Raw genomic sequence first — 26,885 nt, forward strand, 5'->3', positions numbered from 1 at the left:
GGTGGTGTAAGCAATAAATAACTCTCTGGATGTTTATTCTGTAAGTATTCATAAGTATTCATAAGCAATAACCTTTTTACGGCAGGCCATATATCTTTTGCCGCGCATCGGAGGCAGGCCTGCGCTGTATGGCTCCGGCTGCCTCCAAAGCATCGATGGCTTGTGAGATTTGCACAATCCCCAGTCCAGTTGCCTCCTTTACCCTTTGGCCGAGCACCGTCTTCGTCATCTCCCCCGATTCCAAGGATCTCAAGGCTGCCGCTCTTGCCTGCGCGGCTACCTGCTTTGCGGAGGCCCCGATGGGCATTCCATACATGGCGGCCGTTTCAAGCTCGTAAGTCCCGGGGCGATGCTCGAATGTAAACACCCCGCCAAACTTCTGAACCGGCGCAGAGCGCACCTTGGTAGGCACAATTGTGAAGCTGTCTTCGTCGCGTTCCATTCGCAGAGCGAGATCAAGAGAGGCCTCGATGGCGGAGTGGCCGCGCAGGCTATCTCCCTTGCGGCCCTCACTTCCGTTTGCCTTGCGTGCGTGGTGAATCAGGAGCACTGCTGCGCCACTGATTTCGGCCATGCGGCGAAGGTTCAGCATTGCGATTGAAACAATGCCACTATTTTCATCCAGCCCGCCCAGCGCCATTTTTAGACAATCAATAACTATGAGCTTGGATTGCATTTCTAAGGCATAATCAGCTACTCCAAAAACAACGTCCTCGTTTTCGGCGAGAAAGGCTGGGGAGGGAAACGAAATATGCCGGATGTTGCCGCTCTCGGTGTTATTCCCGTAATGATTGAAGAACGCGGCCAGACGGTCTTTAAGCTCATCATAGGGCTGATCGATGTTTATCCATAAGGGAGTTGTTTTGTGTGTTTTGAATGGCTCTACTGCTCCGTCAGAGAGTGCCGGCAACCAAGGCCGTCCCAGCGCCAGGCAAGAGCATAAGTCCATAAGTAGCATAGATTTGAAGTCCCCGCTGGGGCCATAAAGTGCGTTCAAGGATTTTGGCCGCAGCAGGTTCTCAACCACCCAGCCCCTGGGCTGGCGCGGCGCGAGAATGTCTACGGCATCTAGCCACTTCCAGCTTCCTGCGGGCGGCATTTCAGTTGGTGGAGCAATATGCCCGTTGGTTGTCCCGCTGCGTGGCTGGAGCTTACCTTTATCCATTCCAGACTTCACCGTGGAACGAGCCTCGGCCTCAGGCAAGCCAGCTTTTAAGGCAGCCTGCAGCAGGCGATCTTCTGAGCTTGTCTGTTCGAGCTCTCGCCCCGCAACCAGCTGGCCGGCGGCGAAGGCAGCACGATTTAAAGTGTCGTTGCGCGTTCCCTCTGGAGCAGCTTCAACCTCGCTCGCTTCTTGTTCCAAGGCCCGGAGGCCGTAGAGCGTAGAGCCAGCGTTTAAGCCCATTAACAAAGATGGAGTTGAGGCGAGTGTTGTCATGGAGCGACTCCCCAAGAGTAAGCCAGCCCTGAGGGATGAATGCTTGGCGGTGCGATGACAAAGCCGCCATCGCCTCGAAGGTCCAGGCCCGGGAGTAGGCCTGCCCGATTGCGGAGCCCCATTTCGTTTGAGAAATAAAAATGGCAGCCACGAGCTGTGTCAGCTATTGGTGCTTTTGGCAACGGGGCAATTTCGCGTAGTTGTCGTAGAGAAAGAGCCCCGCCTGAGTCATAGTCACAATCCAGTACCAGCAAACCGTTGCCCGTAGCGATCGCAATGTTCGCATTTGGCCAGCGATGCCACCAGGACATGATTTTCGCTGGATCGGTACTGGCTTCATGCTGCCAGCGCTTAATCAGGGGGCGCTTGCCCTTGGGAATGGCCGGAAAGACGCGCCAGCCGCGAGCAGCGTAAGACAGAGCATGGGAGAGCAAGGGGTTAGGAGGGATACTCATATCTCTCCGCAGCGAGCTGGTGCCCACTGCCAGCCTCGGTTTCTTGTGTCAGCCAAGTCAGGCAATATCGGATTAACTGCGAGCGATTCATCCCCCATTTTTTGGCGAGCGAATCCAAGAGCGTCAGCTCAAAACCGGAAAGCCATACCTGAAGAAGTTTCTTTTCTTTTGCCATGCCTCCACCTTGGGTTAAGAACAAAAAAGCCGCTCACTCAAAGCAGCGTGCCGCAAAAAGCGGGAGGCTGTAAGAGGAAGCGGCTCTCCATACGGACTGCCACTACTCTACGGAAGTCATTTCCTGGCAAACCGGAAATTATTCCGCGGGGTGCGCCAACAAAAGTTGGGGGACCACTTATTCGATTTTCTTACTACTGGTAGTAACAGTAGCACGTTTGCAACACTCTCGCTATGCCAAGCCAGCCGTATATCCGCTCTATTAATCTTCGTCTAATTTTTGGGGAGGAAAACTGCAAACTTGCTAAAAATTCGCCAATCTGTCAACTGGACTTGCTGCCGCGTGAGCAGTTGCCAGGTCTGCCTCAGCCAATGCGAGATAACGCTGGCTCATTTGCAAATCGCTGTGGCCTAGAAGCCGCTGTAAAGCGAAGACGTGCCCGCCATTGCGGAGGAAGGAAACCGCGAAGGAATGACGGGCGCGGTGCGGCCCGGCACCTGGCACGCCAGCTTTCTTGCCCAGGCGCACGAATAAGCCACGCAGCATGAGCCTGTTGTATGGCCGGCCGTCTTTGGTGGTGAATAAGTAGTCAGTGGGGGATGCCTCTTTGAGGCTCAGCCAGCGCCAGACAGCCTTGCGTGCCAGCTTGCCAATGTACACATCTCGGCCTTTGGTCTTTCTGCCGGAGCCGAATGGTTTTACCAGGATGTGACCATTCTCCAGGCTCACATCCTCAACCTTAATGCGACACAGCTCCGAGGCCCGCACGCCAGTATCTAGCATGACTAACAGGATGGCAGTGTTGCGCGCAGCGTGGAATGACTTGCCAGCGGCTGCTTTAAGCAGAGCGTTGATCTGCTCGTTGCTGTAAGGCTGCACAACTGGCGGGGAGAACCTCGGCTTCTTGATGTTCTTGTCTGCCCGCTCGATATCGAAGTTCTCGCTGGCGAAGTTGTAGAAAGACTTGAGTGCCACCCAGACGTTCTGCCGACTGGCGGGCGAAAGGGGAGCCTGGTTGCCACCCGGCCGCTTTGGCTTGTATTCATCTTTTAGGTAAACCCAGAAGGCCCTAACGTCAGACTCGCCAACGCTGGCGAGTTCTTTGTCCCCCACGAAATTGATAAGCAGCTGCAGCGCCCAGGAGTAGACGTCTATCGTGTTCTGAGAGAAGTCGCTCGCACGCAGCTCTAGCAGGAATCCCTCGATTGCTTTCGAGAGCAACATAAGCGCGCGTTTCCTTTCCGGCGACGAATCGCCTAAATGGGCAAAGCGCGCGCTTATAACCTATAAGCCGGAATATAAGTCTACGAAAATGGGGAGGGTCAATCCCAAACTGAAGTCATGCTTGCTTGGGAAGCAAGTGCCTTACCACTTGGCGACACCCGCGTGCGCCGAAAATTATAACCAATTCTTGCCAAGTGCAGACGGCTGCCCGGGTCAGCCGGCAATCGGCTCGATCCTCATGCGTTGCAGCACTAGGGCGGCGCTGAGCGCCAGGAGCATGAAAGCCCCTGCGAAATTGAACACAGCTTGCGGCGCAATATTCTGGTAGACGTATCCGGCCACGATGGGGCCAAGGATAAGCGCCAGGCTGCGTGCTGCTTGGTAGAGCCCCAAGAGGCGGCCGCGGTTTTGCCGCACGCCGAAGCGGGTGGCCAGCGCCTGGATGCTAGGTTCGCTGATGCCGTACCCGAAGGCTAGCGGGGCGAATAGCGCCGTGGCCAGCAATGGGCCGGCCACAGCGGCCAGACCGAAAAAGGTCATGGCCAGCGTGAACTGGCCCAGCAGCAGCAAACGCCGCTCACCGAAGCGCGTCACCAGTGGGCGGATCAATACCAGCTGGGTAAAGACCTGCATCAGTCCATTGAAAGTGAACATCAGCCCGATCAGCAGCTGAACTCGTGCGCGGTCCGGGTAGCCGGCAAATAATATATGGTCGGCGTAGAGAGAGAAGGTCGACGGCAGGCTGGAGAAGGCCATGGAGGCGATGAAGCCGATTGCCAGGATCAGCATCAGTGCCGGCGTGCGCAGGATCTGTCGCCATTCGATCCTGCCCAGCGGATTGCCCGCCAGGCTGTCAGCGCGTTCATCCGCCGTGAGCGTTTCTTCCAGAGTGAACCAGGTCAGCAGCAGGGTCAATACAGTGATGATCGCGGCTCCCCAAAAAGGAGCCACGGCGCCAAACCCGCTCAGGAAACCGCCAAAAGCCGGCCCAAAAATAAAGCCGGCCCCGAAGGCGGCCTGCAACAAGCCCAAGCCGCGTGCACGTTCTTGTTCGGGCGTCATATCGCTGATATACGCCTGGGCGATGGTGATATTGCCGGCGGTGAAGCCGTCCAGCGTGCGAGCGATGAACAGCATCAGCATGCCGCCGGTCAGCGGCAACCCAAGCTGCCAGCTGTCAATCCATTGACCCAGTTGTGCGGAGAGAATGAAAAGGGCGAAGGCGATTACCGTGCCGACTTGACTGATCAGCAGGATCGGACGGCGTCCGTACTTGTCGGACAGACGCCCCAGCCACGGGGCAGAGATGAACTGAGCTGCAAAATAGGCCGAGGCCAACAGCGTTACCTGGAACACGGTGCCGGCAAAGGCGCCTTCGGCGTACAAGGGCAGGATCGGAATGATCACCCCGGCCCCCAAAATGTTCGTGAAAATGACCAGCAAAATTGGCGTTAGACGTCTGAAGTCCATGCAACCTCTGATGATTGAATTGGAGCTAAGCCCCCAGCCAACGGGCGGCCGCGGCCGGCAAGTCGGCCAGCCGGCCGCGGCGCAGCGTACATTGTGGCAGGGAGTCGATGAACAGCTGCCCGTAAGTCTTGGTTAGGATGCGGCGGTCAAAGACCGCCACTACGCCGCGGTCCGCCTGGGTGCGGATCAGGCGACCGAAGCCCTGGCGGAAGCGCAGGATCGCTTCGGGCACCTGATATTCATAGAAGGGCGATTCGAAGGTCTCTGAGCGCGCCGCCACCAGCGGGTCACTGGGCACGTCGAAAGGCAGGCGCACCAGAGCCAGCACGCTGAGTGCCTCGCCCGGGATGTCCACGCCTTCCCAAAAGGCGCGCGTGCCCAGCAAGATGCCGCCCTGGCCAGCGTGGCTGGCCTTGAAGTTTTCCAGCAGCGCGTGGGGTGAAGCGCCCTCGCCCTGCTCGTAAACCTGAATACCGGCCTGGGCCAGCGGGCCGACGATGGCCTGCGAGGTGCGCCGCAGCTGCTCGTACGAAGTGAACAGGGCCAGGGTGCGCCCGTTGGCGGCCTTGACCAACTGGATCAGGCCGCGCTCTACGGCGTTCTGATAGGCGCCGCGTTCAGCCGGTTCGGGAATGTCATCTACCAAATAGAGCAGGGCGGCGCTCTCGTAGTCAAACGGCGAGCCGAGGGCCAGCTCATCGGCGTCTTCGGCGTTCAGGCGGCGTTTGATGTAGTCGAACTCGCCGCCGGCGGTCAGCGTGGCAGAGGTCAGCACCACGCTGGCTTTCTTATGCCAGATGTGCTCCTCCATCAAGTCGCCTACTTGCAGCGGGGCTGCCTGCAAGGTCAGCTGGTGCTGGCGCTGCGGGTTGATCTCCACCCAGTACACCATGCTTTCCTGCGGTTCAAATACCAGGCCCTGGACTTGCTTCTTGAGTTCCACCAGGGCGCGGTAAGACTGGTTGATGTTGCTGGTCAGGTCTTCCAGCTCTTCTTCGTCTGCCGTGGCCCCGATCTCTTTCAGGGTGCGGTTGATCTGTTCCAGATCGCCCAGCAGCGGGTCCAGCAGATTGAGCGTGTTGTCCCAGGCGCGTTCCACCATGATCCAGGCGGGCTGGGCTCGGGTAGCTTCCACAATGCGTTCCTGGTGGGCGTAATTGCCCAGCGCCTGGCCTTCACGCTGCTCCTGCAAAAATTCGACGATCGAGGCAAAAAGGGCGGTGAGTTGGTTCTGGAATTGGATCGCCTTGGTGGTGGCATCTTCCACCAGGGCCGTCAGCGCCCCATAGTGGCTGGGCTGCAATTGTGTTTGGGCCACCACCAGCATGCGCCCCAGCTGGCCGGAGCGGCTGCCGCCCAGTTCGCGCAGCAGACGCTCAATTTCCGGCTGGGTTAGGCGATAGCTCAGCGCCCCGGTGGTGGCGGCTTCAATGTGATGCGCCTCGTCCACGATCAGGCGGTCGTAATCCGGCAGCACGCGGCTGCCGGTGGCCACGTCGGCTAGCAGCAGGGCGTGGTTGACGATCAGGATATGGGCAGCCTGGGCTGCCTGGTGGGCCCGGTGGAAGGGGCAGATGCCGCCCATGCGGCGTACACAGGTGTCACCGCCGCAGTTCTCATCGGCAGCGGAGATGCGCGTCCACACGGCGCGTTCGGCCGGGCCGGTTAGGTTGATCTCGCTGCGGTCGCCGCTGTGCGTCTCTTGCAGCCAGACCATCACTTTGGCGAGCACCCGCAGCTCTTCGGCGCTTTCCGGCCCGCGGCGGCGCAAGGCCACCAGACGCCGCGGGCAGAGGTAATTGTTGCGGCCTTTCAGTACCGCGGCTCGCAGCGGCTGTTCAAGGGATTTTTGCAATTCCGGCAGATCTTTGTGGATCAACTGATCTTGCAAGTTGATCGTATTGGTCGAGATGACCACGCGCTGGTCGTTCTTTTGCGCCCACAGAGCTGCAGGAAGGGTGTAGGCGATCGATTTGCCCGTGCCGGTGCCCGCCTCCACCAGCAGGTGCCGGCCTTGGCCCAGGGCTTCGCTCACCGCCCGCGCCATTTCCACTTGTTGGCTGCGGTGCTCGAAGGCGCCGAACTGCCGAGAGAACGGGCCGCCGTGCTGCAGCATGGCGGCGACTTCTTCGCTGTCCAGCGGTTGGGCCTCATCGGGGTCGGCGCGGCGGCCGGTGCTGGCGGGCGGCGGAGTGGTGAATAGCGGGCCATTGGAGATCAACGTGGAGCGGCCAGCGGCCGCCAGCTCATCGGCGCGCAGGCGCAGCGCCTGGCGAAAAGCGAATTCGCCGCGCCAGGCATGCTCATCGCCCAGCTGGGCGATTTCGGCCAGCAGTTCGATGGGCATTTCCAGCATGCGCTCGAAAAGTTTTTGGTGGACCGCCTGGGTGACGCGTGCATCGTCCAGGGCGCGGTGCGTGGCTGGCAGCAGAATGCCAAGCTGCTGGCCCAAGGCGCCCAGGTTGTAGCGCCCGGCGCCGGGCATCATCACTGCCGCCATGTCAAAGGTATCTACCGATTCGTTGAATTGAAATAACCCGTGGCGGCGCAGGAACGAGAGATCAAAGGCGATCCGCTGACCGAGGATGGGGGCGTCACCCACGAATTCGGCAAGCTTGGGTAGCACCTGGCGCAGCGCAGGGGCGCCTTGCACCATGCTGTCTGTGATGCCGGTTAGCTGGGAAATAAAGGGCGGGATGCGCCGCCCGGGGTTGATCAGGCTGGACCATTCATCCTGAACGCGCGGGCCATCGAAGCGGACGGCTCCAATTTCGATGATGGCGTCTTTTTCCGGGTCCAGTCCGGTGGTTTCAAGATCGAGGGCAACGATGACCGGCATACAGTGAATTGTAACATCTGTTCTATTATTGGATTTGAAACACGCACGAAAAACTGGTGGATGACAGGAAAATGCCGAGTGCTATATAATGCGCCTGTTCCCCAAAGGACCTCCCTTGAAAGACCCCATAGAAAAACGTATAGCCCAAATCGCCAAACAAGACGACCATATCGAGTATCGGCCCACGGGCGGGAAGCCCCGCCGCACCTGGGTGGACTGGTTTATCGGCCGGCCCTTGGCCTCGGCAGATGCTCCGCATCAAACCATCAATAAGTCGGTGGGGCTGGCCGTGTTTGCTTCCGACGCACTCTCCTCCACGGCCTATGCCACCCAGGAGATCCTGGTGGTGCTGGCCCTGGCCAGTGCAGCCGCCTTCAGCATTTCGCTGCCGCTGTCGCTGGCGATTGTGCTGCTTTTGGGCATTGTGACCCTGTCTTATCGCCAGACCATCCATGCCTACCCAGATGGTGGGGGCGCCTATATTGTGGCGCGTGAGAACCTGGGCGTCCTCCCTTCACTGCTGGCTGGGGCTTCGCTGATGGTGGACTATGTGCTCACCGTGGCCGTGTCCTCCTCTGCGGGGGTGGCCCAGCTGACCTCGGCATTCCCGCAGCTGCACGGCCGCCAGGTGGAAGTCGCCCTCGTATTGATCACTCTGATCACCTTGATCAACCTGCGCGGGGTGCGCGAGTCGGGTTCGCTGCTTGCGGTGCCTTCCTTCCTTTTTATTGCGCTCTCCGTACTGACGATTGGCGTGGGTCTTTTTAAGGCTCTGACCCACTCGTTGGGGACGCTGGCGGAACCTCCGCCGCTGGAGATGATCGGGGCAGCCACGGGGTTAACCACCTTCCTGGTCCTGCGCGCTTTCGCCAGCGGCACCACGGCCTTGACGGGCATCGAAGCCATCTCCAACGGGGTGACGGCTTTCAAAGAGCCTCGCAGCAAGAATGCCGGCACCACCCTGGTATGGATGTCGATCATTCTGGGGACGCTGTTCCTGGGAATCACATTCCTGGCGCACGAAATCGGCGCCGTGCCTTCCGAGTTCGAAACCGTCGTCTCGCAGATTGCCCGCACGGTCTTCGAGGGCCGCGGCTGGCTGTACTACAGCGTTGTGGGCGCCACCACGCTGATCTTGGCCCTGGCGGCCAACACAGCCTTTGCGGGCTTCCCGCGTCTGGGTGCACTGATTGCCGAAGACGGCTATCTGCCGCGCCAGTTGACTTTTCGCGGCAGCCGTCTGGTGTACTCCTACGGCATTATTGCCCTGGCTGTGATGGCCGGGGTGCTCATCGTGCTATTCAATGCGCGCGTCACTGGGCTGATCCCCCTGTATGCCATCGGCGTCTTTCTCTCTTTCACGCTCTCGCAGGCCGGCTTGGCGCGCCATTGGTGGCGCTCCGGCCGGCAGCTCGCTAAAGGCGGACATAAAGCCAAAGCGGAGGACGAAATCATCCCCTATGACCGCCATTGGGCGGTCAAGATGGTCTTCAACGCCTTTGGTTCGGTGTGCACTTTTGGAGTCATGGTGATTTTGATGGTTACCAAGTTCCAGGAAGGGGCTTGGATCGTGGTGGTGGCCTTGCCCGTGATCATGGTCCTGTTCCAAACCGTCAACGACCATTACGATGATCTGGCGCGTCACTTAACCCTAAAGCGTTATAAACCACCCAAGTCGATTCGCCGGCAGAGGGTGATCGTGCCCATCTCCGGAGTGCATCGCGGCACCTTGGCAGCGCTTAACTACGCCAAGTCGCTGAGCGATGATGTGGTCGCCGTGCACGTCTCCACCAATCCGCAGAAAGCCGAAGAACTGATGCTGAAGTGGCAGAAGTGGGCTGAAGATGTGGACTTGGTCATCCTCGGTTCCGCTTACCGCCTGCTCTACGAGCCTTTGTTGCGCTATGTGAAGACAGTGGCAGCCGAGTCTGCTGAGGACGAAGTGGTCACCGTGGTGGTGCCGGAGTTCATCCCGCGCATTTGGTGGCACGGCTATCTGCATGCCCGGGCGGCCAATGCCCTGCGCATGCGCCTGCTGTTCACCCCCAAAGTGGTGATTGTCGAAGTACCCTACATCATCGACTAGAGAAAAAGAGCGGTGCGTTTCGCACCGCTCTTTTTGTAGCTAGCTTTGAGCAAACTGCTGCACCACTCGGGCCACATGCTTGGTGGTTTTCAGGTACAGGTCCTCACGGATGTTCTCGTTTGGGGCGTGCACCTGGCCGCCTGGGTAGCCCATGCCCGCCGCGGCCACAGGCAGCTTGAGGTGGTGGATAAAGGCATGGTTGGGGCCAGAGGCCCCTGACATGGGCACAATTTGCTGCGGCCAGCCGTACACCCCTTCAGCAGCGTTGGCCACCAATTGAATGAATGGATCACGAGGGTCGACCCGGCCGGGGGCTTCCCCGCCCAGGTAGTTGATCTTGACGTCCTCAAAGCCTTGCGCGTCCAAATGGGCGCGCAGGTTCTTGAGCACTTCTTCAGGCGTTTGGTTGGGCACCAGGCGGAAGTCCACCTTGGCCGAGGCCTTGGCAGGCAGCACGGTTTTGCTGCCTTCGCCCTGGTAGCCGGCGGTCAGACCGCAGATGGTGCAGGTAGGCTCCATCGTCTCTTGAAGCAGCAGTTCCGGCTGGCTGTTGGTGCCGCGCAGGAATTCTTTGACCCCATAACGCTGGCGATACTCGTCGCCCAGGTAGGGGCGGGCCGCGGCCAGTTGGCGGTCCAGCTCCGTGGGCGGCAGCACGTTGTCGTAGTGGCCCGGGATGAGGATGCGTTCATCCTGGTCTTTGAGAGTGGACAGCGCCCAAACCAGCCGCCAGGCGGCATTGGGGAAGATGGAGCCGCCCAAGCCGGAGTGTACATCCTGGCTGAGCAGTTCGACCTCCAGCTGCACATAGCAGATGCCGCGCATACCCAGGATCTGCATGGGTTTGTCGTCCGGGTCTACATAGCCGAACTCCCAGATGCAGGCGTCCGCCGCCAGCTTGTCGGCATGCTGCTCAATGAAACCGGGCAGGTGCACGCTGCTGATCTCTTCTTCGCCTTCCACCACGAACTTGATGTTGCAGGGCAGCTCATCGGTCTGGGCCAGCAGCGCGTCCAGGGCGAACAGGCGGCTGACGAAGTGCCCCTTGTCGTCGCTGACGCCGCGGGCGTAGACCTTGCCGTCGCGGCGCGTGGCTTCAAAAGGCGGCGAGTCCCACAGTTCCAGCGGCTCGGCGGGCTGCACGTCGTAATGGTTGTAGAAGAGCAGCGTCTTGTCGGTTTTGCCTTTGCGTTCGGCATACACCACCGGCGCGCCGCCAGAAGGCATGATCTCGGTCTGGAAGCCGCGGGCTTGCAGCATCTGGGCCACCAGTTCAGCGCATTCGTCTAAATTCAGGTTCTGGGCGGCAATGCTGGGTACTGCGCACAGCTTGGCCAGTTCATCCAGGCTGGCATCCAGGTTACGTTCAATATAGTCATCGATGGCGTTGTAATCGCTCATAACCGTTTCCTTAGTTTAGCCAATTGGGCAGGTTCAATAGCCCATTGCCCAGCAGGGCAACGAACCCCATGCGAATCACTTTGCCGGGCCAGCACCAGGCCAGAAATTTCCAGATCGGCATTTTTAGCGCGCCTGCGGCCACGCCGCCCAGGTCGAAGATCGGGTTGGGCAGGGCGGCCAGCAGGAAGATGGTCAGACCACCGTAATTCTCCATCCAGCCGGTCAGCCGGCGGGAAGTGGGGTTGTCTGGAATGATCGCCTGACCGGAGTAGCCGGCCAGGTAACCAGAAAGCTCGCCCAGCGCCGCGCCGCTGCCCGCCGCCAGGCCCAGGCCCAGCGGCGAGAGGTGCGCGCCCATGGCCATGACGATCAGAAAGGCCGGTGTGGGCAGCACGATGGTGGCGTTGGCCAGCAGGCAGAGCAGGAAGATGCCCAGGTACCCGTAGCCTTGCAAGTTTTCCAAGCGTTCCTGGGGGATAAAGGCAATCGCTACGCTAAGCGCAGCGACCACCACAAGAATAAGAACGCGCTGGAGGGTCCAGCCGTCCTTGGTCTCCAAAATTTAGCTCTCCTGAATGGTCACGGACAGCAGTTGCCCGGCCGGGGCGGAGCTGTCACGCGGGTCGCGGGCGGGGATGGACATCAGCACATCTTCGCCCTCGACCACTTGGCCAAACACGCTGTGGCGGTTGTCCAAATGCGGTGTGGGGCCGTGGGTGATGAAGAACTGCGAGCCGTTGGTGCCAGGGCCGGCGTTCGCCATGGAAAGCACCCCGCGGCCGCTGTGGCGCAGATCCGGGTGGAACTCATCCTCGAACTGATAGCCCGGGCCGCCCATGCCCGTGCCGGTGGGGTCGCCGCCCTGGGCCATGAAGTCGTTGATCACGCGATGGAAGACGGTGCCATCGTAATAGCCCTGGCGGGCCAGGAAGACAAAATTGTTGACCGTCTTGGGCGCCTTGTCGGCATGCAGTTGGATGACGATCTCACCTTTGTCGGTGTTGAAAACGGCCTTGTATTGCTTGGCCGGGTCGATTTCCATTTGTGGAGCGGTGTTCCATTGTTGAGACATAGTGCTTATCCTTTCGGCGAGTGGGTTTGGTATTCACGTACCTTGGCCTGAATACGGGCCATGAATACGTCCATGGCGACTTGATTGTAGCCGCCTTCGGGAATGATCAGGTCGGCGTAACGTTTGGAAGGCTCTACAAATTCCAGGTGCATGGGGCGTACCGTGGCCTGGTATTGCTTGATGACCGATTCGGTGGTGCGGCCGCGCTCTTCAATATCACGCTGCAAACGGCGGATGAAGCGGATGTCGGCGTCCGTATCCACAAACAGCTTGAGGTCGCATAACTCGCGCATGTTCGGGTCGGTGAAGAGCAGGATACCCTCCACCAGAATGATGGGGCGCGGGTCCAGTCGCTGGGTTTCCGGCTTGCGCCTATGAGTAGTGAAGTCGTAGGACGGGACTTCTATGGAATTACCGGCGCGCAATTGGGTGACATGCTCGACCATCATCTCGGTTTCCAGTGAATTGGGATGGTCGAAGTTGATTGCTGCGCGTTGGGTAGGGGGCAGGTCACCCAGGTCTTTGTAGTACGAATCGTGTTGGATGTAGGCCACCAATTCCGGGCCGGCGCGCTGCAAGATGCTTTGTGAAACCGTGCTTTTGCCGGAACCGCTGCCGCCAGCAATGCCGATGACGAGGGGAGTGGGAGCGGCGGACATGCCGCCATTATAAAGGATGCCCGCGGCGGGACTGGCCTGTATAATCGGTCGCGATGCCCAGTTACGACCGTGAAGTCTACAGCCGGGAGTTTGCTCGCCTGCTGAACCGAGCGCTAAAGCAGGGTGGCGGCGATGCAGGCCAGGCCCTGGCCTGGCTGGAGGGCAAATACCATTTGCCGCTGGTGCTGTTCTTCAGCGCCCATCGCATGGAACTGAGCGATGCCTATCTGGATGTGCGTGAACACATCTTGAAACGCATGGAAGAAGTTAAAAAGAAAAGCCAGTGAGAACCGGCTTCGTGTGTGGAGCCACCGATGGGACTCGAACCCATGACCCGTCGCTTACGAAGCGACTGCTCTGCCAACTGAGCTACGGTGGCTGGCACGCCTGACGCATAATGTGAGGCGTGAGGCGAGATTATAACTGTTGGACATGTATGCTACAAGAGAGCGATCCAGCCAGGAACTCATTAGGCTCCGAGAGACACCGCATTGAAAATTTGTATGCTTTCGTATCACACCAGCCCGCTGGCCGTCTTGGGCGGCAAACACAGTGGGGGCATGAATGTGTATGTGCGCGAACTGAGCACGCATCTGGCGGCGCTAGGGCATGAAGTGGATGTGTTCACGCGTGGCAGCCGGTTCGAAGAACAGCGCTTCGCCCCGAGGGCCAGGCTGCTGAGCCTGCCGGCTGGCCCGGCAAGCGAAGTCGAAAAGAATCGGCTGGCGGACTACATCCCCGAGTTTGCTGAGAACCTGCTGGCCTTTGCGGGTGAGCAGGACCGCCGCTACGATGTGATCCACGCGCATTACTGGATGTCTGGCTTAGTGGGCGCACAGCTGAAGGCGGCCTGGGGCGTACCTATGGCGCTGATGTTCCACACGCTGGGCCTGGTGAAAAATCGCATCACCGCCTTGGGCGAACGCGAGAGCGACGCGCGCATTCGCGGCGAGCGCCGGGCGCTGGCGGCCGCCGACCAGGTTGTGGCGGCCACGCCGGCCGAGCAGGCAGAGCTGCAATGGCTGTATGAGGTGCGCAGCGCCCAGATCGGCGTGATCCCTCCGGGTGTGGATTTGCAGCACTTCCAGCCGATGGACAAGGCCGCCGCCCGCCGCCGGTTGAGCGCCGCCCAGGACGAAGCGCTGCTGCTGTTTGTGGGCCGCATCGAGGCGCTCAAAGGCATTGACACCTTGATCCGCGCCGCGCATCTATTGGCTGCCGAAGGTCCGGCGTGCACGTATTTCCGGGTCTGGATCGTGGGCGGGGACGTGGAAGAAGACCTGGAATTGATGGGCAGCGAGATGTCGCGGCTGCGCAGCCTGGCGCGTGAGCTGGGCGTGCAAGACCAGATCGAATTTCTCGGGAGCCGCAGCCAGGAGGACCTACCCAGCTATTACGCTGCGGCGGATGTGGTGGTGATGCCGTCTTACTCCGAGTCGTTTGGCATGGTGGCGCTGGAGGCGATGGCCTGCGGTCGCCCGGTAGTGGCCAGCCGGGTGGGCGGCCTGGCTTACCTGGTGCACGACGGCATCACAGGCTTTCATGTGCGCGAAGGGCACAGCATGGAACTGGCCAGCCGGCTGGCCGAGCTGCTAAACGAACCGCCGCTGCTGGCCCGTCTGGGGCAGGCGGCCCGGCGGGAAGCCGAAGACTACTCGTGGCAGGCGATGGCCCAGCGGATCGAGGAGCTATACCGCCGCATGCGGGCAGAACAGTCTGCTTAGGGTAACAAGACCACCTGATGGGGGTCTTTTGTTTTTTGTGGCTTTTGTTGTGGTGGGCGCGGGGAACTCGAACCCTGGCTGGCAAGCCACCTCTCTGGATGTGACCTAAACAAAGAAGCTCACCTAGCGGCGAGCTTCTTGTTTTGTGGGCGCGGGGGACACGAACCCTGGCTGGCAAGCCACCTCTCGGATGTGACCTAAACAAAGAAGCTCACCTAGCGGCGAGCTTCTTGTTTTTGTGGGCGCGGGGGGACTCGAACCCTCGACCTCACGGATGTGAACCGTGCGCTCTAACCAGCTGAGCTACGCGCCCTTATCTTGCGAGCCGGGATTATAGCACCTGCCTCAAAAGCGGGCAAGGCAAACCGGAATTTACTGGAGGAAGCTCCAGGGGTTGACTTTACCGAAGCTAAAGCTGAGCAATTCGAAATGCAAGTGAGGGCCGGAGGAGTTGCCGGTGCTGCCCAGGGTGCCCACATATTCGCCCTGGCCCACGTTCTGGCCACAGGTCACGGCCACGGAATTCATATGGGCGTAGGCCGACTGCCAGCCAGTGCCGTGGTCGATCACCAGCAGGTTGCCGTAGCCGGTGTTACTCCAACCGGCGTACACCACTACGCCGCCGTCGGTGGCATAGATCGGGTTGCCCTCAGCGCCGGCGATGTCGATGGCCGGGTGCAGGGGTGGGTTGTAGTCGTAGCCGGAGAGCTGGCGCACGGAGGTAGGCCAGACGAAGGAGCCCGTGCCGATCGCGCCGGCGCCGATGGCGCCGCAGGCGCCGGGGCCGTAGTAAGCGGCCACGGCCGGGTTGTCGCGGCTGATGGCTGGCGGGCCCCAGTCACGCAGTTCGCGTGAGCCGTTGGGGATCACCAGCAGAGCTCCATCGGCCAGGCCGGGGTTATTGGGGTCGGTCTCGTAGGGGTCCAGGCGGTTGCCCGGCCAGTCCAGCACGTCCTCTACACTGGGGTCGGTGCTGTAACTGTACTGGTCAATGATCGACTCGATGTTTTCCCCAGTACGGTAGACGTGCAGCACGCCATCTACAGGGGGGATGCGCAGTTCCTGCCCAATTTCCACAAAGTTGGGGTTGTCTTGCAGCACGCTGAAGTTGAACCACAGAATGCTCTCGGCTTTTACGCCAAAGCGCTCCGCAATAGCGAAGAGTGAGTCGCCCTGCGCCACGGTATACGTTTGAATATCGATACGCGCCCGGCTGGGGATGATCGTGTCTGGCTGGGTTCGGCGGTGGATGCCCAGGTTGAAGGGGGAACTGGCCCCGCCGAGCGAGGGCATCAGTGCGCTGGCTTCGCCGCCGGTGACGGCCTCAATTTGTGCGTCAGCCATCGCCTGCGCCGTGGCGCGCAGCTCTTCCTGTCGCAGTTGCTGCATGCCTGATGTGAAGTTGCGCATCAACCCCACGATCACCAGGGCGAAGACCAGCAAGACGGCAATGCCGCCATAGCGCGCCCATGTCAGGGGAATGCGGTTCCCGGTCAGCCGGGCCAGCAGGGCGTCAATTCGGCTGGCGGGAGTCTGTGAGGAACTGTCTTGCTCGGATTGGGGAGTGGGCTGGTTTGTTTCCGTCATGCGAATACCGCGGGCGAGTGTATCACTTGGCTTTGCGCAGCGTCAATATAGGCAGATTAAGGCTCGGAAAGTTCTTCTTCCAGCAAAGCCATGGCTTCTCCTGGAGTGAGTTCCTGCTTGAGCAAACCCACAGTGGCCTGGCTCAGGGCGCTCCCCAAGGAGTCTGTCGCCCTCAGCTGCGGCAGGGCCACGGCGTTGTGCACGATCTGGCTGGCCAGCACCTGGCGTGCGTCGGGCGACCAGGCGGCCAGCGAGCTTTGCCGCGGCGGCAGCAGGCCTGCGGCGGCCGTCCATTGGGCCATGAACTCCGGCTGAGTGAGGAAGTCGATCAGCTTGGTGGCCGGGTCCAAATGGTCGGTCTGCGCGGTGGAGATAGCCCAGACCCAGCCGCGCAGGACAGCAAAGTCACGGCCGTCTGCTGTGGGCAAGGGAGTGGCGTGGATGTCCACATTGCGGCTGTCAAAGGCCAAGCTGCTCCAAGTCGCCAACGCCGGGACGCGGCCTTCATTAAATGCGCCCCAGCTCTGTTCGGAAGTCTCGTATTGCGTCAGCCAGAAGGGAAACAAGCCGCGTTCACTACCGTTGGCTAGGAAGTCCACCATGCTGAGCAGGTCTTCTGAGCGGATCTCTTGGCTGTCGGTTGGATCGACACCGGGTAGTGAAAGGATTTGATGCCAGGCAAAATTGGCCCGCGGGTCAGCCGCTGAGAAGCCCAGTGCGTATTGGCCGCCCAGCAGGTCATCCCAAGTCTTGGGGATCTGCTCAATGGCCGCCGGGCGATAGACCATGATTAGGGCGTCTGCTGCAAAGGGCAGGGCATAGGTTTGCCCATCCACTTTGCCCATCTGGGCGGCAAAAGGATACCAGTCCTCCGTATCCAGGCTGCCTGTCAGCGACATCAGAGGCAGCAAGGCTTGGTTGGACACCGCTTCGCCCAGCTGGTTGTGTGGCAGCAATACTACGTCGGGTTGGGCCAGCGGCGCGGCGGCCTTGGCGGCCAGCAGCGCATCCAGCAGGCGGCCCTGGCCCTCCTGGGCTTTAACGCGCACTTCCAGCCGAATCTGCTGGTTCTGGCTGCTGAACTCGTCCAGCCGGTCTTGCAGCATGTTGGCGGCCAGAGTGCCGGCGTTGGGGTCAAAGCGCGGTGGCAGCCACACGGTCAGCACTGTGGCGCCGGAAGAGTTGGTGGAGGTGCCCTGCGGTGTGGCCTGCTCCGCCGCCTGTATGGTTGAGACGGGCTCAGTGCCGGAGGTCGGCCGGGCAGCTAACGGGGCGCAGGCGGCCAGCAACACGCACAAGGCCAACAGGCCGCCGAATGGCTTCTTGAACATCATTTTGATTGTATCGCGTTGGGTCAGCAGCCACTAGCCGCCGTCTGGCGTCTGTGTGGGCATGGGTGTATCGCTGGGCAGGCTGGTGGCCGTGGGCTCCAGGGTAGGTGTGGGAGTGTGCGTGGAGGTCGGCGTGGAACTGTGCGTGGCCGTGACCGTGCTGGAGGCCGTGATCGTGTGCGTGGCGGTCGGAGTGTGCGTCTCCGTCAAGGTGTGGGTGGGCGTGCTGGTGGCTGTGGTAGTCTCCGTGGCTGTGGCGGTTACCGTGGGCGTGGGGGCTTGACCCAGACGCCACTGGGCGGCCACATAGCCGGTCAGGTAGCAGGGCAGCGTAGCCAAAGCGATTATGGCCAGAACAAAACGCAGGCGTTGTCGTTTTTGAGGGTCAGACTGCGAAAACAATTCCACCTGGCGAGTGTAACATCCACACCAGCCAGGAGCAAGCCGGCCTGCGTTCGCCCCTCAAGGGTAGAACAATCGTTCTTGATTTTGGCTTGCAGATATGCTATAGTAGTCGGGCTGTTTGCGAGGTGATAGAGGGTTGCCCGCTTACAGCAAATTTTTTTATGGAGCGCCCTCTACATAATAAGGGTCTATGTCAACAGAGTATCTAACCAAAGACGGCTTTAAGAAGCTGCAAGATGAGCTCGATCACCTGCGGGATGTACGTCGTAAGGAGATCGCCGAGCGTTTGCGTGAGGCCGCCGAAAACAGCCTGGGCGAGTTTGTGGAGGACCCCGAGTTCGAGGCCGCCAAGAATGAGCAATCCTTTGTCGAAGGACGCATTAAGGAGCTGGAGATCATTCTGGCCAATGCGACCTTGATCGAAGAGCGCAAGGGCAAAGCCAAAAGCGAACTGGTGGAGATCGGCTCACGCGTGACTGTGCAGCAAGGTCGCCACAAACCCGAAGAGTACCTGATCGTCGGCGCGGCGGAAGCCAACCCGCGCGAAGGCAAGATTTCCCACGAATCCCCGCTGGGCCGTGCCCTGCTGGGCAAAAAAGTGGGCGACAAAGCCGATATCCAAGCCCCCTCAGGTGAGTTTTCTGTCAAGATCGTGAACCTCGAGTAACTTTTCCGCTTCTCACGATAAAAGACCCGCACCTGAACCAGTGTGCGGGTCTTTTTTCTTTATAATGCTTCACGAAGGACAACCAATGACTGACCAACAGTATTCTGAAATTGAACGTACCCGCCTGAACAAGCTGGCGGCATTGCAGCAGCAAGGCCTGGACCCCTTCCCGGCGCGTGTGCAGCGCAGCCACACCACGCAGCAAGCTCTGGCGGTCTTTGAAGCCAGTGAAAGCCAGGCTGATGCCGCGCCGGTTCAGGCCGCGCTGGTGGGCCGCATCCGTTCCATCCGCCAGATGGGCAAGCTGATCTTCGCCCATATCGAGGATGGCTACGGCCGCCTGCAGCTCTTCCTGCGTGCCGACACGCTCGGCGCGGAGCAAATGGACGCCTTTCGGGAATACTATGACCTGGGCGACTACGTGCAAGCCAGTGGAGAGCTGTTCCGCACTCGGGCAGGTGAAGTCAGTCTGAATGTGGTTGCCTTCCACATGATCGCCAAGGCGATCACCCCGCTGCCGGCCGCCAAGGACGAAGTCGTAGACGGCGAAGTCGTGCGGCATGCCACGCTCTCCGACCCGGAGACGCGCTTCCGCCAGCGCTACGCCGACCTGGCGGTCAACCCGCAGGTACGCGAGGTCTTTCGCCTGCGCGCCGCCATCACTCGGGCGCTGCGCGAGTTCCTGGACAGCCATGACTTTTTGGAAGTCGAGACCCCGGTGCTGCAGCCGGTATATGGCGGCGCGGCTGCCCGGCCGTTTGTCACTGAGCACAACCAGCTCAAGCAGGATCTCTACCTGCGGATTTCATTTGAGCTTTACCTCAAGCGCCTGCTGGTTGGTGGCTTTGAGCGCGTCTACGAGATCGGCCGCGACTTCCGCAACGAAGGCGTAAGCCGCAAGCACAACCCTGAATTCACGATGCTGGAGTTTTATATGGCTTACGCCGACTACCAGCGCGTGATGGAGTTCACAGAGGAGATGCTGCGCTTCACGGCCCAGCAGGTTCTGGGCGGCACCAAGCTGAGCTATCAGGGTCACGAGATCGACCTGGGCCGGGAGTGGCCGCGCATCACGATTGCCGATGCCGTGCGTCAATACGCCGGCATTGACCTGGACCAGCACCCGGACGCGGCCAGCCTGGCGCAGGCCATGCTGGCCAAGCAATACTACGTCTCGCCCAACGCCAACCGCGGCAAGCTGATCGAGAGCCTGGTGGGCGACCATGTGGAGCCCCACCTGATCCAGCCCAGCTTTTTGTACGATTACCCGCGCGAGATCTCACCGCTGGCCAAGAGCAGCCCGGGTGACCCGCAAACCGTGGAGCGCTTTGAGGGCTATGTAGCTGGTTTTGAGTTGTGCAATGCCTTTAGCGAACTCAATGACCCGCTGGATCAGCTGGCCCGCTTTGAGGAGATGGGCCGTACCATGGGCGATGAAGATGAAGACCGCCACCCGCTGGACGAAGATTACCTGCGCGCCATGCGCTACGGCATGCCGCCCAACGGCGGTTTCGGCATGGGCATCGACCGGCTCACCATGCTGTTCACCGACCAGCCCAACATTCGCGAAGTAATCTTGTTCCCGCATCTAAGGAAGCGGGAAGAATAAAGAGCGTGTCATTACTTCGTTCGCTGCCCAGCCTGCGGCTGGGTGTGCTCCTCGCAATGACACGGTGTTGTATAATCACAACAGCCCCGCGCGAAGCTTTCCACTTCGCCGCCGCAAGGCAGGGCGCTCCCGCAGAGTTTCCGACTTCTTCGGCAACATAAGGGAGCCGGGTTCGCCCGATAGCGCGAGAAGAGGTATACAACCAGGCGTTTCTAGAGCCTGCGGCTCCAGATCCTGGGTTGTTATACGAATGCAGGTGGCACCACGAGCGCCCCTCGTCCTGCAAGACGAGGGGCGTTTTGTATTTTCGGAGGAGACATGCTGGATATTGAACTGATCCGTAAGCAGCCGGATTGGCTGCGTGAGGGCTTGCGCAAGCGCGAAATGGACACCGCCGTGGTGGACCGCGTGCTGGCATTGGATGAGCGCCGCCGCGCCCTGTTGGTGGAGGTGGAGACGCTCAAAGCGCAGCGCAACGCCGCCTCTAAAGAGATCGGCACCATGAAGGATGCTGCGGCGCGCGAGGAAAGGATTGCCGCTACCCGCGGCCTGGGCGACCAGATCGCCGCATTGGATGGCGAGCTGGCGGCGGTGGACGCTGAGTACAGCGACCTGATGGCGCGCCTGCCCAATGTGCCCTTCGACAACGTGCCTGCCGGTGGCGAAGCGAACAATCAGGTAATCAAGGAGTGGGGGGATAAACCCGACTTTAACTTTGAACCCCAGCCGCACTGGGACCTGGGGCCGCAGCTGGGCCTGATCAACTTCGAGCAGGGCGCCAACCTGACTGGCTCGCGTTTTTACGTGCTCAGCGGCGCCGGCGCCCGGCTGCAGCGCGCCCTCATCGCCTGGATGCTGGACCTGCACATTCGCCAGGGCTACACCGAAAAATACACGCCGTTCCTGGTGCGCCCAGAGACTGTCTTTGGCGCTGGACAGCTGCCGAAGTTCAAAGACAACCTATACAAAGACTACGAGGAAGAACTGTATTTGCTGCCCACCGCCGAAGTTTCGCTGACCGGTTTGCATATGGGCGAGATCTTGGACGAAGCCCGTCTGCCCCTGCGTTACACAGCTTACTCGCCGTGCTTCCGCCGCGAGAAGATGAGCGCCGGCCGCGATGTGCGCGGCATCAAACGCGGCCACCAGTTCGACAAAGTCGAGATGTACAAATTCACCCGGCCTGAGGAATCGCAGGCCGAGTTCGAGGCCATGATTGCCGATGCTGAGGCCACTTGCCAGGAGCTGGGCCTGCCGTACCGCCTGCTGTTCAAGGCCGCCGGCGACATTAGTGAAGGCGCCCACATCAGCTACGACATCGAAGTCTGGGCTGCGGGCTGCCAGGAATGGCTGGAAGTTTCGTCCATTTCTCTGGTCGGTGACTTCCAGGGCCGTCGGGCAGGCATTCGCTATCGCCCACAGGGCGAAAAAGGCACGCGCTTTGTGCACACCATCAACGGTTCCGGTTTGGGCCTGCCGCGCACCTTGATCGCCGTGATGGAGAACAACCAGCAGGCGGACGGCACCATTCGCGTGCCGGAGGTGCTGCGGCCCTGGATGGGCGGCGTGGATGTGATCCGCCCGGAGGCTTAGGTGATAGGCGACCTTTTCGCCGAAGTGGCGCGCCTGCTGGTGTTTGGCGCCATGCTGGTGGGCTTGTTCGGCATGGTCATCCCCATCTTCCCCGGCGGTTTCGTGATTTGGTTGGCGGCGCTCGTCTACGCCCTGATCGAAGGCATTTACGGCCTGGGTTGGGGCTTCTTTTTGTTGATCAGCCTGCTGACCCTAGTGGGCTTTCTGGTCGACGACCTGCTGATGGCCAGCACTGCTCGTAAGGAAGGCGCCTCCTGGTGGGGACTGGCTTTTGCCTTCATCGGCGGCATTGTCGGCACGGTGCTGCTGCCGCCCTTTGGCGGCCTGATTGGCTCGCCGCTGGCTCTGTTCGTTGTGGAGCGCCTGCGTTGGAAGGACACCAGGCATGCCTTGCAGATCACGCGCAGCCTGTTGGTTGGCTGGGGCTGGTCCTTTGTGGCCCGCTTCCTTTTGGGTCTGCTGGTGATTGCCTTGTGGCTGGGTTGGGTGCTATGGGCAGACGGCGTCTTTTCCTAATTCTGCTTGCCTGGCTGCTGGCAGCCTGCACGCCGGCAGCCGATAGCGGCAACCCGGTGCAGACCGCCATGTCAGCCACGCTGACCGCGCGCCCGCTGGTCAGCCCTACCGCGCCACCCAGCCCTCAGCCAGGGGCCGAGACCGGCCCGTCTGGGAAGATCGTCTATGTTTGCCAGTACAGCCGGCGCAGCGAGCGCAACCAGATCTGCCTGGCGCAGGCTGACGGCAGCGGCCAGCGCGTGCTGACCCCGGGCGGCGAGTATGACGACTTCTTTCCTTCGATCACCCCGGATGGGCAGGCCGTGCTGTTTGTCTCAAGCCGCAATGGTCCATACCAAGTCTACGAGTACGACCTCAACACCGATCAGGTGCGCCAACTGACCCAGGTGGCCAACCACCGGCTGTATGCGCCGGAAGCCTCGCCGGATAATGCTTATATAGTCTTCTATGGCGAGCGCATTGGGCAGAGCTATCCGCAGAGCCACAATCTGTGGATTGCGGCCCGCGACGGCAGCAACCCCACGCAGATCACGCAGCGCTCCGGCGGCGCCTGGGACCCGGTTTGGTCGCCGGACGGCACCCAGATCTTGTTCGCTTCACAGGTGGATGGGCTGCCGCAGTTGGTGGTGGTCAATGCGGATGGCAGTGCGCCGCGCCAGGTCACCAGCCTTAGCGGCATCCGCGGGCGCAATGACTGGTCGCCGCAGGGCTTGCTCTCAACCTACATTGGCACCCCCTGGGACCGTGATATCTATACTTTTGACTTGAATGGCGAAAATGTGCGCCAGCTGACGGATGGCTTTAACAACCTGGCGCCCAGCTTTTCACCGGACGGGCAGTGGATCACCTTCATGTCCTATCGTGATCATCCCAACCAGAATCTGGGCTGTGAAATTTACATCATGCGCGTGGATGGCACTGACCTGCGCCGGCTGACCGATAACGACATCTGTGATTGGCAGCCGCGCTGGGGACCCTAAAACTTACAATACCGACAACATCCACAACACCGGCAATCGCTTGTCGGCCGGCAGTTAACCCAAATAATCGGCAGCTAGTCGGGTTTCCACCACCTGGCCGTCTTGCATCTCCACCTGATAGGCTGCCGCCCCCGGCCGCGCGCCCACCAGCCGGTACAGTTTGCCATCCACATAGTGCGCTGCGGTGGCATCATCCAGAGCGATGCCCGCCGGCATGCCCTCTTTCTTGATCAGTCGTTGATAGGCCGCTCGCCGGGCGCGCTCGCCATCGTAGTGTGGGCAGCAGGACCCGGGCAGTATCCCCAGGCAATCCAGCGCGGTCAGTTTGCCGGGGATCGAGTCGGTCACGCCTTGTTCAAACCAGCAGATCGCTCCAGCGCTCCAACCCGCCAGGAGTGTGCCGCGCTGGTAGGCATCCCAGATCAGCGCATCCAATCCCCAGCCGCGCCATAAGGCCAGCATGTTCTTGGTGTTGCCGCCGCCGATCAGCAGGATGTCGTGCTTGGCGATTTCGGCTTCCAAGTTCGCCACAGTGGGCTGGATCAGAGGCAGGTGGCTGGGGCGGCAGTTGTGCTGGCTGAAGGCGGAATAGAAACTGACGATATAGTCTGGCGCATCGCCGCTGGCGGTGGGCAGGAAGCAGATCGAGGGGTTGTTGACGCCGCTGGCGGCCAGCACGTAGTCTTCCAGCAGGGCGTTGTGCTCACCATTGGAAAAACGGCCGCCGCCCATGGCGATGATCTGCTTCATGCTCAGAGGATGGATTTTTGCAGTTGGTAGGCGCCCTGCAGGAAGTCTTGGATGCGCTTGGCAGTATCGGCTTTGTCTGCCACTTCAGCATAAGGCAGCAGAGCGCCTTGCCAGCCGCTGGTGTGCCAGCGGGCGCCGGTTGGGAGGGTTTGTTGCAGCAGATCTTGCTGGAAGGGCGCCGGGCTGACGAAGAAATAAGCGCCGTCTATCCCTGCGCCGGCCGGACTGAAGCCGAAGAGAATTTGGCTGTCCGGGCTGGTTCCCAACAAGGCGAACGACAGGTCGAAAAGCTTGGGCCACACCAGCACGGGGGACTTCTCTCCGGGCAGCGCTTCACTTAGATTTTCAAACAAACGGCCCACCTGGCTGAGGATGCCGAAATAGCGTTCGGCCTCATCAAAAGCGTAGTTGTTGGGCCGGTCGCTGGCGAATTTGCGCTGGTTGATCTTGCCGTGCACGTCCATCTCGGCCAATTTGGCAATGATCTGCTCGCCCAGTTTTGTGGCGCTCAACCCTTCGCTGATGCGCCATTGGTGCACATCGCCTTCACTGGTGCTGAACAAGACATAGTGGTTGCGCAGGTCCAGGCTCAGCGAGAAATTGCGGCTGGTGTTGAGCGGGTGGGGGATCGGCGTGGTGGTTAGCCCTGAGGTATACAGCCGCAGGCTGCCGTGCTCATCGCGTGGCAGCTCTGGCGTAAAAGCGGCCCGAATGGCCCCCAAGACACGCGCATAGGCGTGCAAAGTTTCACGCGTTTCGTCCCAGGGAGTCAGTTTCGGAAAGGTACTTTTGCTGGCCACGGCCCTAGTATACAGGCAAAAATTGGGGTCGAGCCCCTACGGTACAATACCGCCATCACCTGTAGTTTGCTAGGAGTACAAGCACATGCGCCCCAACGCGGAGCTCGAACAAAAAGCCATCAACACCCTGCGGTTCCTGTCTGCCGACGCCATTCAAACCGCCAATTCCGGCCACCCTGGCTTGCCCATGGGCAACGCGGCGGTGGCCTATACCCTGTGGACCCAGCACCTGCGCCACAACCCCAAGAATCCGGCTTGGGCGGGCCGGGATCGCTTTGTGCTCTCGGGCGGGCATGGCTCCATGCTGCTGTACTCCCTACTGCATCTGACCGGCTATGACCTTTCGCTGGAGGACATCAAACAGTTCCGCCAGTGGGAGAGCAAGACGCCCGGCCATCCGGAATATTGGCTGACCCCCGGCGTGGAAACCAGCACCGGCCCGCTGGGCCAGGGCTTCGTCAACGCGGTCGGCATGGCCATGGGTGGCGCGCACCTGGCGGCACGCTTCAACCGGCCGGGGCATACCCTGTTCGATTACTACGTTTACGCCATCGTCACCGACGGCGATCTGATGGAAGGCATCACTGCCGAGGCGGCTTCGCTGGCCGGGCATCTTAAGCTGGGCAAGCTGGTCTTCCTCTACGATGACAACAGCATCTCGATCGATGGCAGCACCAGCCTGGCCTTCAGCGAAGATGTCGGCAAACGTTTCGAGGCCTATGGTTGGCATGTGTCGCAAGTGGCGGACGGTAACGATGTCGCCGCGCTGGACGCGGCCATCCAGGCTGCCCAAGCCGACCCGCGCCCTTCGCTGATCAAAGTGCGCACGATCATCGGCTACGGCCTGCCCAAGCGCGCCGGCACTGAAAAGGCGCATGGCGAGCCACCCGGCTTGGAAGAGTTGAATGGCGCCAAGGCCGCCCTGGGTTGGCCGCAGGAACCCTGGTTCCTGGTTCCCGGTGAAGTGCTGGAGCTGTACCGCGACGCGCTGGAGCAAGGCGCCGAGCGACAAGCTGCCTGGGAGGCGGATCTGGCCGCTTATCGGGGGGCGCACCCGCAGTTGGCCGCCGAACTGGAACGCATCATCAAGGGCGATCTGCCGGCGGGCTGGGACAAGGACCTGCCGGTCTTCCCGGCTGACGCCAAAGGCATGGCCACCCGCGTCTCCTCCGGCAAGGTGCTGAATGCGATTGCCGAGAAGCTGCCCGATCTGTTGGGTGGCTCTGCAGACCTGCATCCCTCCACCAAAACCTTCATCGACTCCGCCCAGGCCTTTTCAGCGGAGACGCCGCAGGGTCGCAGCGTGCACTACGGCGTACGTGAGCATGCTATGGGCGCCGTCGTCAACGGGCTCAACACCACGCCGGGCATCATCGCCTTCGGGGCCACCTTCCTGGTCTTTTCCGACTACATGCGCCCGGCGTTGCGCCTCTCGGCGCTCTCACCGCACCACAGCATTTGGGTCTTCACCCATGACAGCGTCGGCCTGGGCGAAGACGGCCCGACTCACCAGCCGGTGGAGCACCTGGCCGCTTTACGCGCCATCCCCAACATGACCGTCATCCGTCCGGCGGACGCCAACGAGACGCGTGAAGCCTGGTTGGCGGCCATCCGCCGCCGCAACGCCCCCACCTGTCTGATCTTCACCCGGCAGGATCTGCCCACCCTGGACCGCAAAACTTATGCCTCAGCGGCCGGACTGCACAAAGGCGCCTATGTACTGGCCGACCTGGGCCAGGGCGTGCCGGAGATGATCTTGATGGCTACCGGTTCTGAGGTTTCGCTGATCGTTGAGGCTGGAGCCAAACTGACCGCCGAAGGCCACCGCGTGCGCCTGGTCTCCTTCCCCAGCTGGGAGCTGTTTGCTGCCCAGCCCAAGAGCTACCGCGAGCGCGTGCTGCCGCCCAGCGTCACCAGGCGCCTGGCGGTGGAAGCGGGCGTGGCCCAGGGATGGGAGCGCTGGGTCGGCGCGCAGGGCGAGATCATCTCGCTGGAGCGTTTCGGCGCCTCGGCCCCGGGCGACGAAGCTTTGAAGAAGTTGGGCTTTAGCACTGCTAATGTATTGAAGCAGGCGCGCAAACTACTGGCTGGTCAGGGCTAAGCA

24 protein-coding genes and 2 tRNA genes are annotated in these 26,885 nt (G+C 60.8%); 9 read left to right on the forward strand and 17 right to left on the reverse strand.

Annotated features, from left to right (window positions below):
• Positions 1 to 76: 76 nt before the first annotated feature.
• The 6 genes from KF885_08350 to KF885_08375 all read right to left on the reverse strand — a co-directional run bounded on the left by KF885_08350 (position 77) and on the right by KF885_08375 (position 7,601).
• The gene (locus KF885_08350) at positions 77 to 1,438 is read right to left on the reverse strand and encodes an AAA family ATPase (protein ID MBX3049169.1); all 1,362 of its coding nucleotides are present in this window, start codon (positions 1,436 to 1,438) and stop codon (positions 77 to 79) included.
• Positions 1,435 to 1,893, reverse strand: coding sequence for a bifunctional DNA primase/polymerase (locus tag KF885_08355; GenBank protein ID MBX3049170.1), 459 nt, complete (start codon positions 1,891 to 1,893; stop codon positions 1,435 to 1,437). Before KF885_08355 ends, KF885_08350 begins: the two co-directional genes overlap by 4 nt.
• Positions 1,877 to 2,068 carry a hypothetical protein gene (locus tag KF885_08360; protein MBX3049171.1) on the reverse strand — a complete coding sequence of 64 codons (192 nt, stop codon included), beginning with the start codon at positions 2,066 to 2,068 and terminating at the stop codon, positions 1,877 to 1,879. Before KF885_08360 ends, KF885_08355 begins: the two co-directional genes overlap by 17 nt.
• 303 nt (positions 2,069 to 2,371) lie before the next feature.
• Complete coding sequence (locus KF885_08365; protein MBX3049172.1) at positions 2,372 to 3,292, reverse strand: tyrosine-type recombinase/integrase; 921 nt, start codon at positions 3,290 to 3,292, stop codon at positions 2,372 to 2,374.
• A 213-nt stretch (positions 3,293 to 3,505) separates the two neighbouring features.
• Entirely contained in the window at positions 3,506 to 4,762 is a 1,257-nt protein-coding gene (locus KF885_08370) for an MFS transporter (protein ID MBX3049173.1), read from the reverse strand.
• Positions 4,763 to 4,787: 25 nt separating this feature from the next.
• Complete coding sequence (locus KF885_08375; GenBank protein MBX3049174.1) at positions 4,788 to 7,601, reverse strand: DEAD/DEAH box helicase family protein; 2,814 nt, start codon at positions 7,599 to 7,601, stop codon at positions 4,788 to 4,790.
• A gap of 88 nt (positions 7,602 to 7,689) precedes the next feature.
• Between KF885_08375 and KF885_08380 the strand changes: the two genes are divergently transcribed.
• Entirely contained in the window at positions 7,690 to 9,687 is a 1,998-nt protein-coding gene (locus tag KF885_08380; GenBank protein MBX3049175.1) for an APC family permease, read from the forward strand.
• Positions 9,688 to 9,726: 39 nt separating this feature from the next.
• On the opposite strand, the gene KF885_08385 is transcribed toward KF885_08380, so the two are convergent.
• From KF885_08385 to udk, 4 genes are read right to left on the reverse strand one after another with little or no spacing between them, the layout of a single operon-like run.
• Positions 9,727 to 11,088, reverse strand: a complete 1,362-nt coding sequence (locus KF885_08385) for a M20/M25/M40 family metallo-hydrolase (protein ID MBX3049176.1) — start codon at positions 11,086 to 11,088, stop codon at positions 9,727 to 9,729.
• A 10-nt stretch (positions 11,089 to 11,098) separates the two neighbouring features.
• The gene (locus tag KF885_08390) at positions 11,099 to 11,647 is read right to left on the reverse strand and encodes a VTT domain-containing protein (protein MBX3049177.1); all 549 of its coding nucleotides are present in this window, start codon (positions 11,645 to 11,647) and stop codon (positions 11,099 to 11,101) included.
• A gap of 3 nt (positions 11,648 to 11,650) precedes the next feature.
• A complete protein-coding gene (locus tag KF885_08395) occupies positions 11,651 to 12,130 on the reverse strand; it encodes a peptidylprolyl isomerase (protein ID MBX3049178.1) in 480 nt (159 codons plus the stop codon).
• 35 nt (positions 12,131 to 12,165) lie between these two features.
• A complete protein-coding gene (gene udk, locus KF885_08400; GenBank protein ID MBX3049179.1) occupies positions 12,166 to 12,819 on the reverse strand; it encodes a uridine kinase in 654 nt (217 codons plus the stop codon).
• A 53-nt stretch (positions 12,820 to 12,872) separates the two neighbouring features.
• Here udk and KF885_08405 point away from each other — a divergent pair, with 53 nt between their 5' ends.
• A complete protein-coding gene (locus KF885_08405; protein ID MBX3049180.1) occupies positions 12,873 to 13,106 on the forward strand; it encodes a hypothetical protein in 234 nt (77 codons plus the stop codon).
• Between the two features lie 16 nt (positions 13,107 to 13,122).
• Here KF885_08405 and KF885_08410 read toward each other — a convergent pair.
• Positions 13,123 to 13,198: transfer RNA gene (locus KF885_08410), tRNA-Thr, on the reverse strand.
• Positions 13,199 to 13,310: 112 nt separating this feature from the next.
• Between KF885_08410 and KF885_08415 the strand changes: the two genes are divergently transcribed.
• Positions 13,311 to 14,543, forward strand: a complete 1,233-nt coding sequence (locus tag KF885_08415; GenBank protein ID MBX3049181.1) for a glycosyltransferase — start codon at positions 13,311 to 13,313, stop codon at positions 14,541 to 14,543.
• Positions 14,544 to 14,782: 239 nt separating this feature from the next.
• Here the strand turns inward: KF885_08415 and KF885_08420 are convergent.
• From KF885_08420 to KF885_08435, 4 genes are all read right to left on the reverse strand, one after another.
• Positions 14,783 to 14,856: transfer RNA gene (locus tag KF885_08420), tRNA-Val, on the reverse strand.
• Positions 14,857 to 14,915: 59 nt separating this feature from the next.
• Positions 14,916 to 16,130: a peptidoglycan DD-metalloendopeptidase family protein gene (locus KF885_08425; protein MBX3049182.1), complete on the reverse strand. Its 1,215-nt coding sequence runs from the start codon at positions 16,128 to 16,130 to the stop codon at positions 14,916 to 14,918.
• 56 nt (positions 16,131 to 16,186) lie between these two features.
• The gene (locus KF885_08430; GenBank protein MBX3049183.1) at positions 16,187 to 17,461 is read right to left on the reverse strand and encodes an extracellular solute-binding protein; all 1,275 of its coding nucleotides are present in this window, start codon (positions 17,459 to 17,461) and stop codon (positions 16,187 to 16,189) included.
• Between the two features lie 33 nt (positions 17,462 to 17,494).
• On the reverse strand, positions 17,495 to 17,869 hold the full coding sequence (locus KF885_08435) for a hypothetical protein (GenBank protein MBX3049184.1): 375 nt from the start codon (positions 17,867 to 17,869) through the stop codon (positions 17,495 to 17,497).
• Positions 17,870 to 18,056: 187 nt separating this feature from the next.
• Between KF885_08435 and greA the strand changes: the two genes are divergently transcribed.
• The 5 genes from greA (at position 18,057) to KF885_08460 (ending at position 23,231) form a co-directional block, all read left to right on the forward strand.
• Entirely contained in the window at positions 18,057 to 18,533 is a 477-nt protein-coding gene (gene greA / locus KF885_08440) for a transcription elongation factor GreA (protein MBX3049185.1), read from the forward strand.
• Positions 18,534 to 18,597: 64 nt separating this feature from the next.
• Entirely contained in the window at positions 18,598 to 20,142 is a 1,545-nt protein-coding gene (lysS, locus tag KF885_08445) for a lysine--tRNA ligase (protein MBX3049186.1), read from the forward strand.
• A gap of 318 nt (positions 20,143 to 20,460) precedes the next feature.
• Entirely contained in the window at positions 20,461 to 21,735 is a 1,275-nt protein-coding gene (serS, locus tag KF885_08450) for a serine--tRNA ligase (GenBank protein MBX3049187.1), read from the forward strand.
• Positions 21,736 to 22,251: a DUF456 domain-containing protein gene (locus tag KF885_08455; GenBank protein ID MBX3049188.1), complete on the forward strand. Its 516-nt coding sequence runs from the start codon at positions 21,736 to 21,738 to the stop codon at positions 22,249 to 22,251.
• Positions 22,227 to 23,231: a PD40 domain-containing protein gene (locus KF885_08460; protein MBX3049189.1), complete on the forward strand. Its 1,005-nt coding sequence runs from the start codon at positions 22,227 to 22,229 to the stop codon at positions 23,229 to 23,231. The genes KF885_08455 and KF885_08460 overlap by 25 nt, the downstream gene beginning before the upstream one ends.
• Positions 23,232 to 23,285: 54 nt before the next feature.
• On the opposite strand, the gene KF885_08465 is transcribed toward KF885_08460, so the two are convergent.
• Entirely contained in the window at positions 23,286 to 23,981 is a 696-nt protein-coding gene (locus tag KF885_08465) for a peptidase E (protein ID MBX3049190.1), read from the reverse strand.
• A 2-nt stretch (positions 23,982 to 23,983) separates the two neighbouring features.
• A complete protein-coding gene (locus tag KF885_08470; protein MBX3049191.1) occupies positions 23,984 to 24,781 on the reverse strand; it encodes a hypothetical protein in 798 nt (265 codons plus the stop codon).
• Between the two features lie 85 nt (positions 24,782 to 24,866).
• Between KF885_08470 and tkt the strand changes: the two genes are divergently transcribed.
• A complete protein-coding gene (gene tkt / locus KF885_08475) occupies positions 24,867 to 26,882 on the forward strand; it encodes a transketolase (protein MBX3049192.1) in 2,016 nt (671 codons plus the stop codon).
• Positions 26,883 to 26,885 lie beyond the last annotated feature (3 nt).

The sequence above is a fragment of the Anaerolineales bacterium genome, from assembly GCA_019637805.1.
Classification (GTDB): Bacteria; Chloroflexota; Anaerolineae; order Anaerolineales; family UBA11579; genus JAMCZK01.

What these genes read in the sequence shown, in the direction of transcription:
- KF885_08460 (MBX3049189.1), top strand. Translation starts at nt 22,227, where the DNA reads ATGGGCAGACGGCGTCTTTTCCTAATTCTGCTTGCCTGGCTGCTGGCA.
- KF885_08355 (MBX3049170.1), bottom strand. Translation starts at nt 1,893, where the DNA reads ATGAGTATCCCTCCTAACCCCTTGCTCTCCCATGCTCTGTCTTACGCT.
- KF885_08430 (MBX3049183.1), bottom strand. Translation starts at nt 17,461, where the DNA reads ATGTTCAAGAAGCCATTCGGCGGCCTGTTGGCCTTGTGCGTGTTGCTG.
- KF885_08425 (MBX3049182.1), bottom strand. Translation starts at nt 16,130, where the DNA reads ATGACGGAAACAAACCAGCCCACTCCCCAATCCGAGCAAGACAGTTCC.
- greA (MBX3049185.1), top strand. Translation starts at nt 18,057, where the DNA reads ATGTCAACAGAGTATCTAACCAAAGACGGCTTTAAGAAGCTGCAAGAT.
- KF885_08395 (MBX3049178.1), bottom strand. Translation starts at nt 12,130, where the DNA reads ATGGAAATCGACCCGGCCAAGCAATACAAGGCCGTTTTCAACACCGAC.
- lysS (MBX3049186.1), top strand. Translation starts at nt 18,598, where the DNA reads ATGCTTCACGAAGGACAACCAATGACTGACCAACAGTATTCTGAAATT.
- udk (MBX3049179.1), bottom strand. Translation starts at nt 12,819, where the DNA reads ATGTCCGCCGCTCCCACTCCCCTCGTCATCGGCATTGCTGGCGGCAGC.
- KF885_08375 (MBX3049174.1), bottom strand. Translation starts at nt 7,601, where the DNA reads ATGCCGGTCATCGTTGCCCTCGATCTTGAAACCACCGGACTGGACCCG.
- serS (MBX3049187.1), top strand. Translation starts at nt 20,461, where the DNA reads ATGCTGGATATTGAACTGATCCGTAAGCAGCCGGATTGGCTGCGTGAG.
- KF885_08380 (MBX3049175.1), top strand. Translation starts at nt 7,690, where the DNA reads ATGCGCCTGTTCCCCAAAGGACCTCCCTTGAAAGACCCCATAGAAAAA.
- tkt (MBX3049192.1), top strand. Translation starts at nt 24,867, where the DNA reads ATGCGCCCCAACGCGGAGCTCGAACAAAAAGCCATCAACACCCTGCGG.
- KF885_08385 (MBX3049176.1), bottom strand. Translation starts at nt 11,088, where the DNA reads ATGAGCGATTACAACGCCATCGATGACTATATTGAACGTAACCTGGAT.
- KF885_08370 (MBX3049173.1), bottom strand. Translation starts at nt 4,762, where the DNA reads ATGGACTTCAGACGTCTAACGCCAATTTTGCTGGTCATTTTCACGAAC.
- KF885_08360 (MBX3049171.1), bottom strand. Translation starts at nt 2,068, where the DNA reads ATGGCAAAAGAAAAGAAACTTCTTCAGGTATGGCTTTCCGGTTTTGAG.
- KF885_08350 (MBX3049169.1), bottom strand. Translation starts at nt 1,438, where the DNA reads ATGACAACACTCGCCTCAACTCCATCTTTGTTAATGGGCTTAAACGCT.
- KF885_08465 (MBX3049190.1), bottom strand. Translation starts at nt 23,981, where the DNA reads ATGAAGCAGATCATCGCCATGGGCGGCGGCCGTTTTTCCAATGGTGAG.
- KF885_08365 (MBX3049172.1), bottom strand. Translation starts at nt 3,292, where the DNA reads ATGTTGCTCTCGAAAGCAATCGAGGGATTCCTGCTAGAGCTGCGTGCG.
- KF885_08405 (MBX3049180.1), top strand. Translation starts at nt 12,873, where the DNA reads ATGCCCAGTTACGACCGTGAAGTCTACAGCCGGGAGTTTGCTCGCCTG.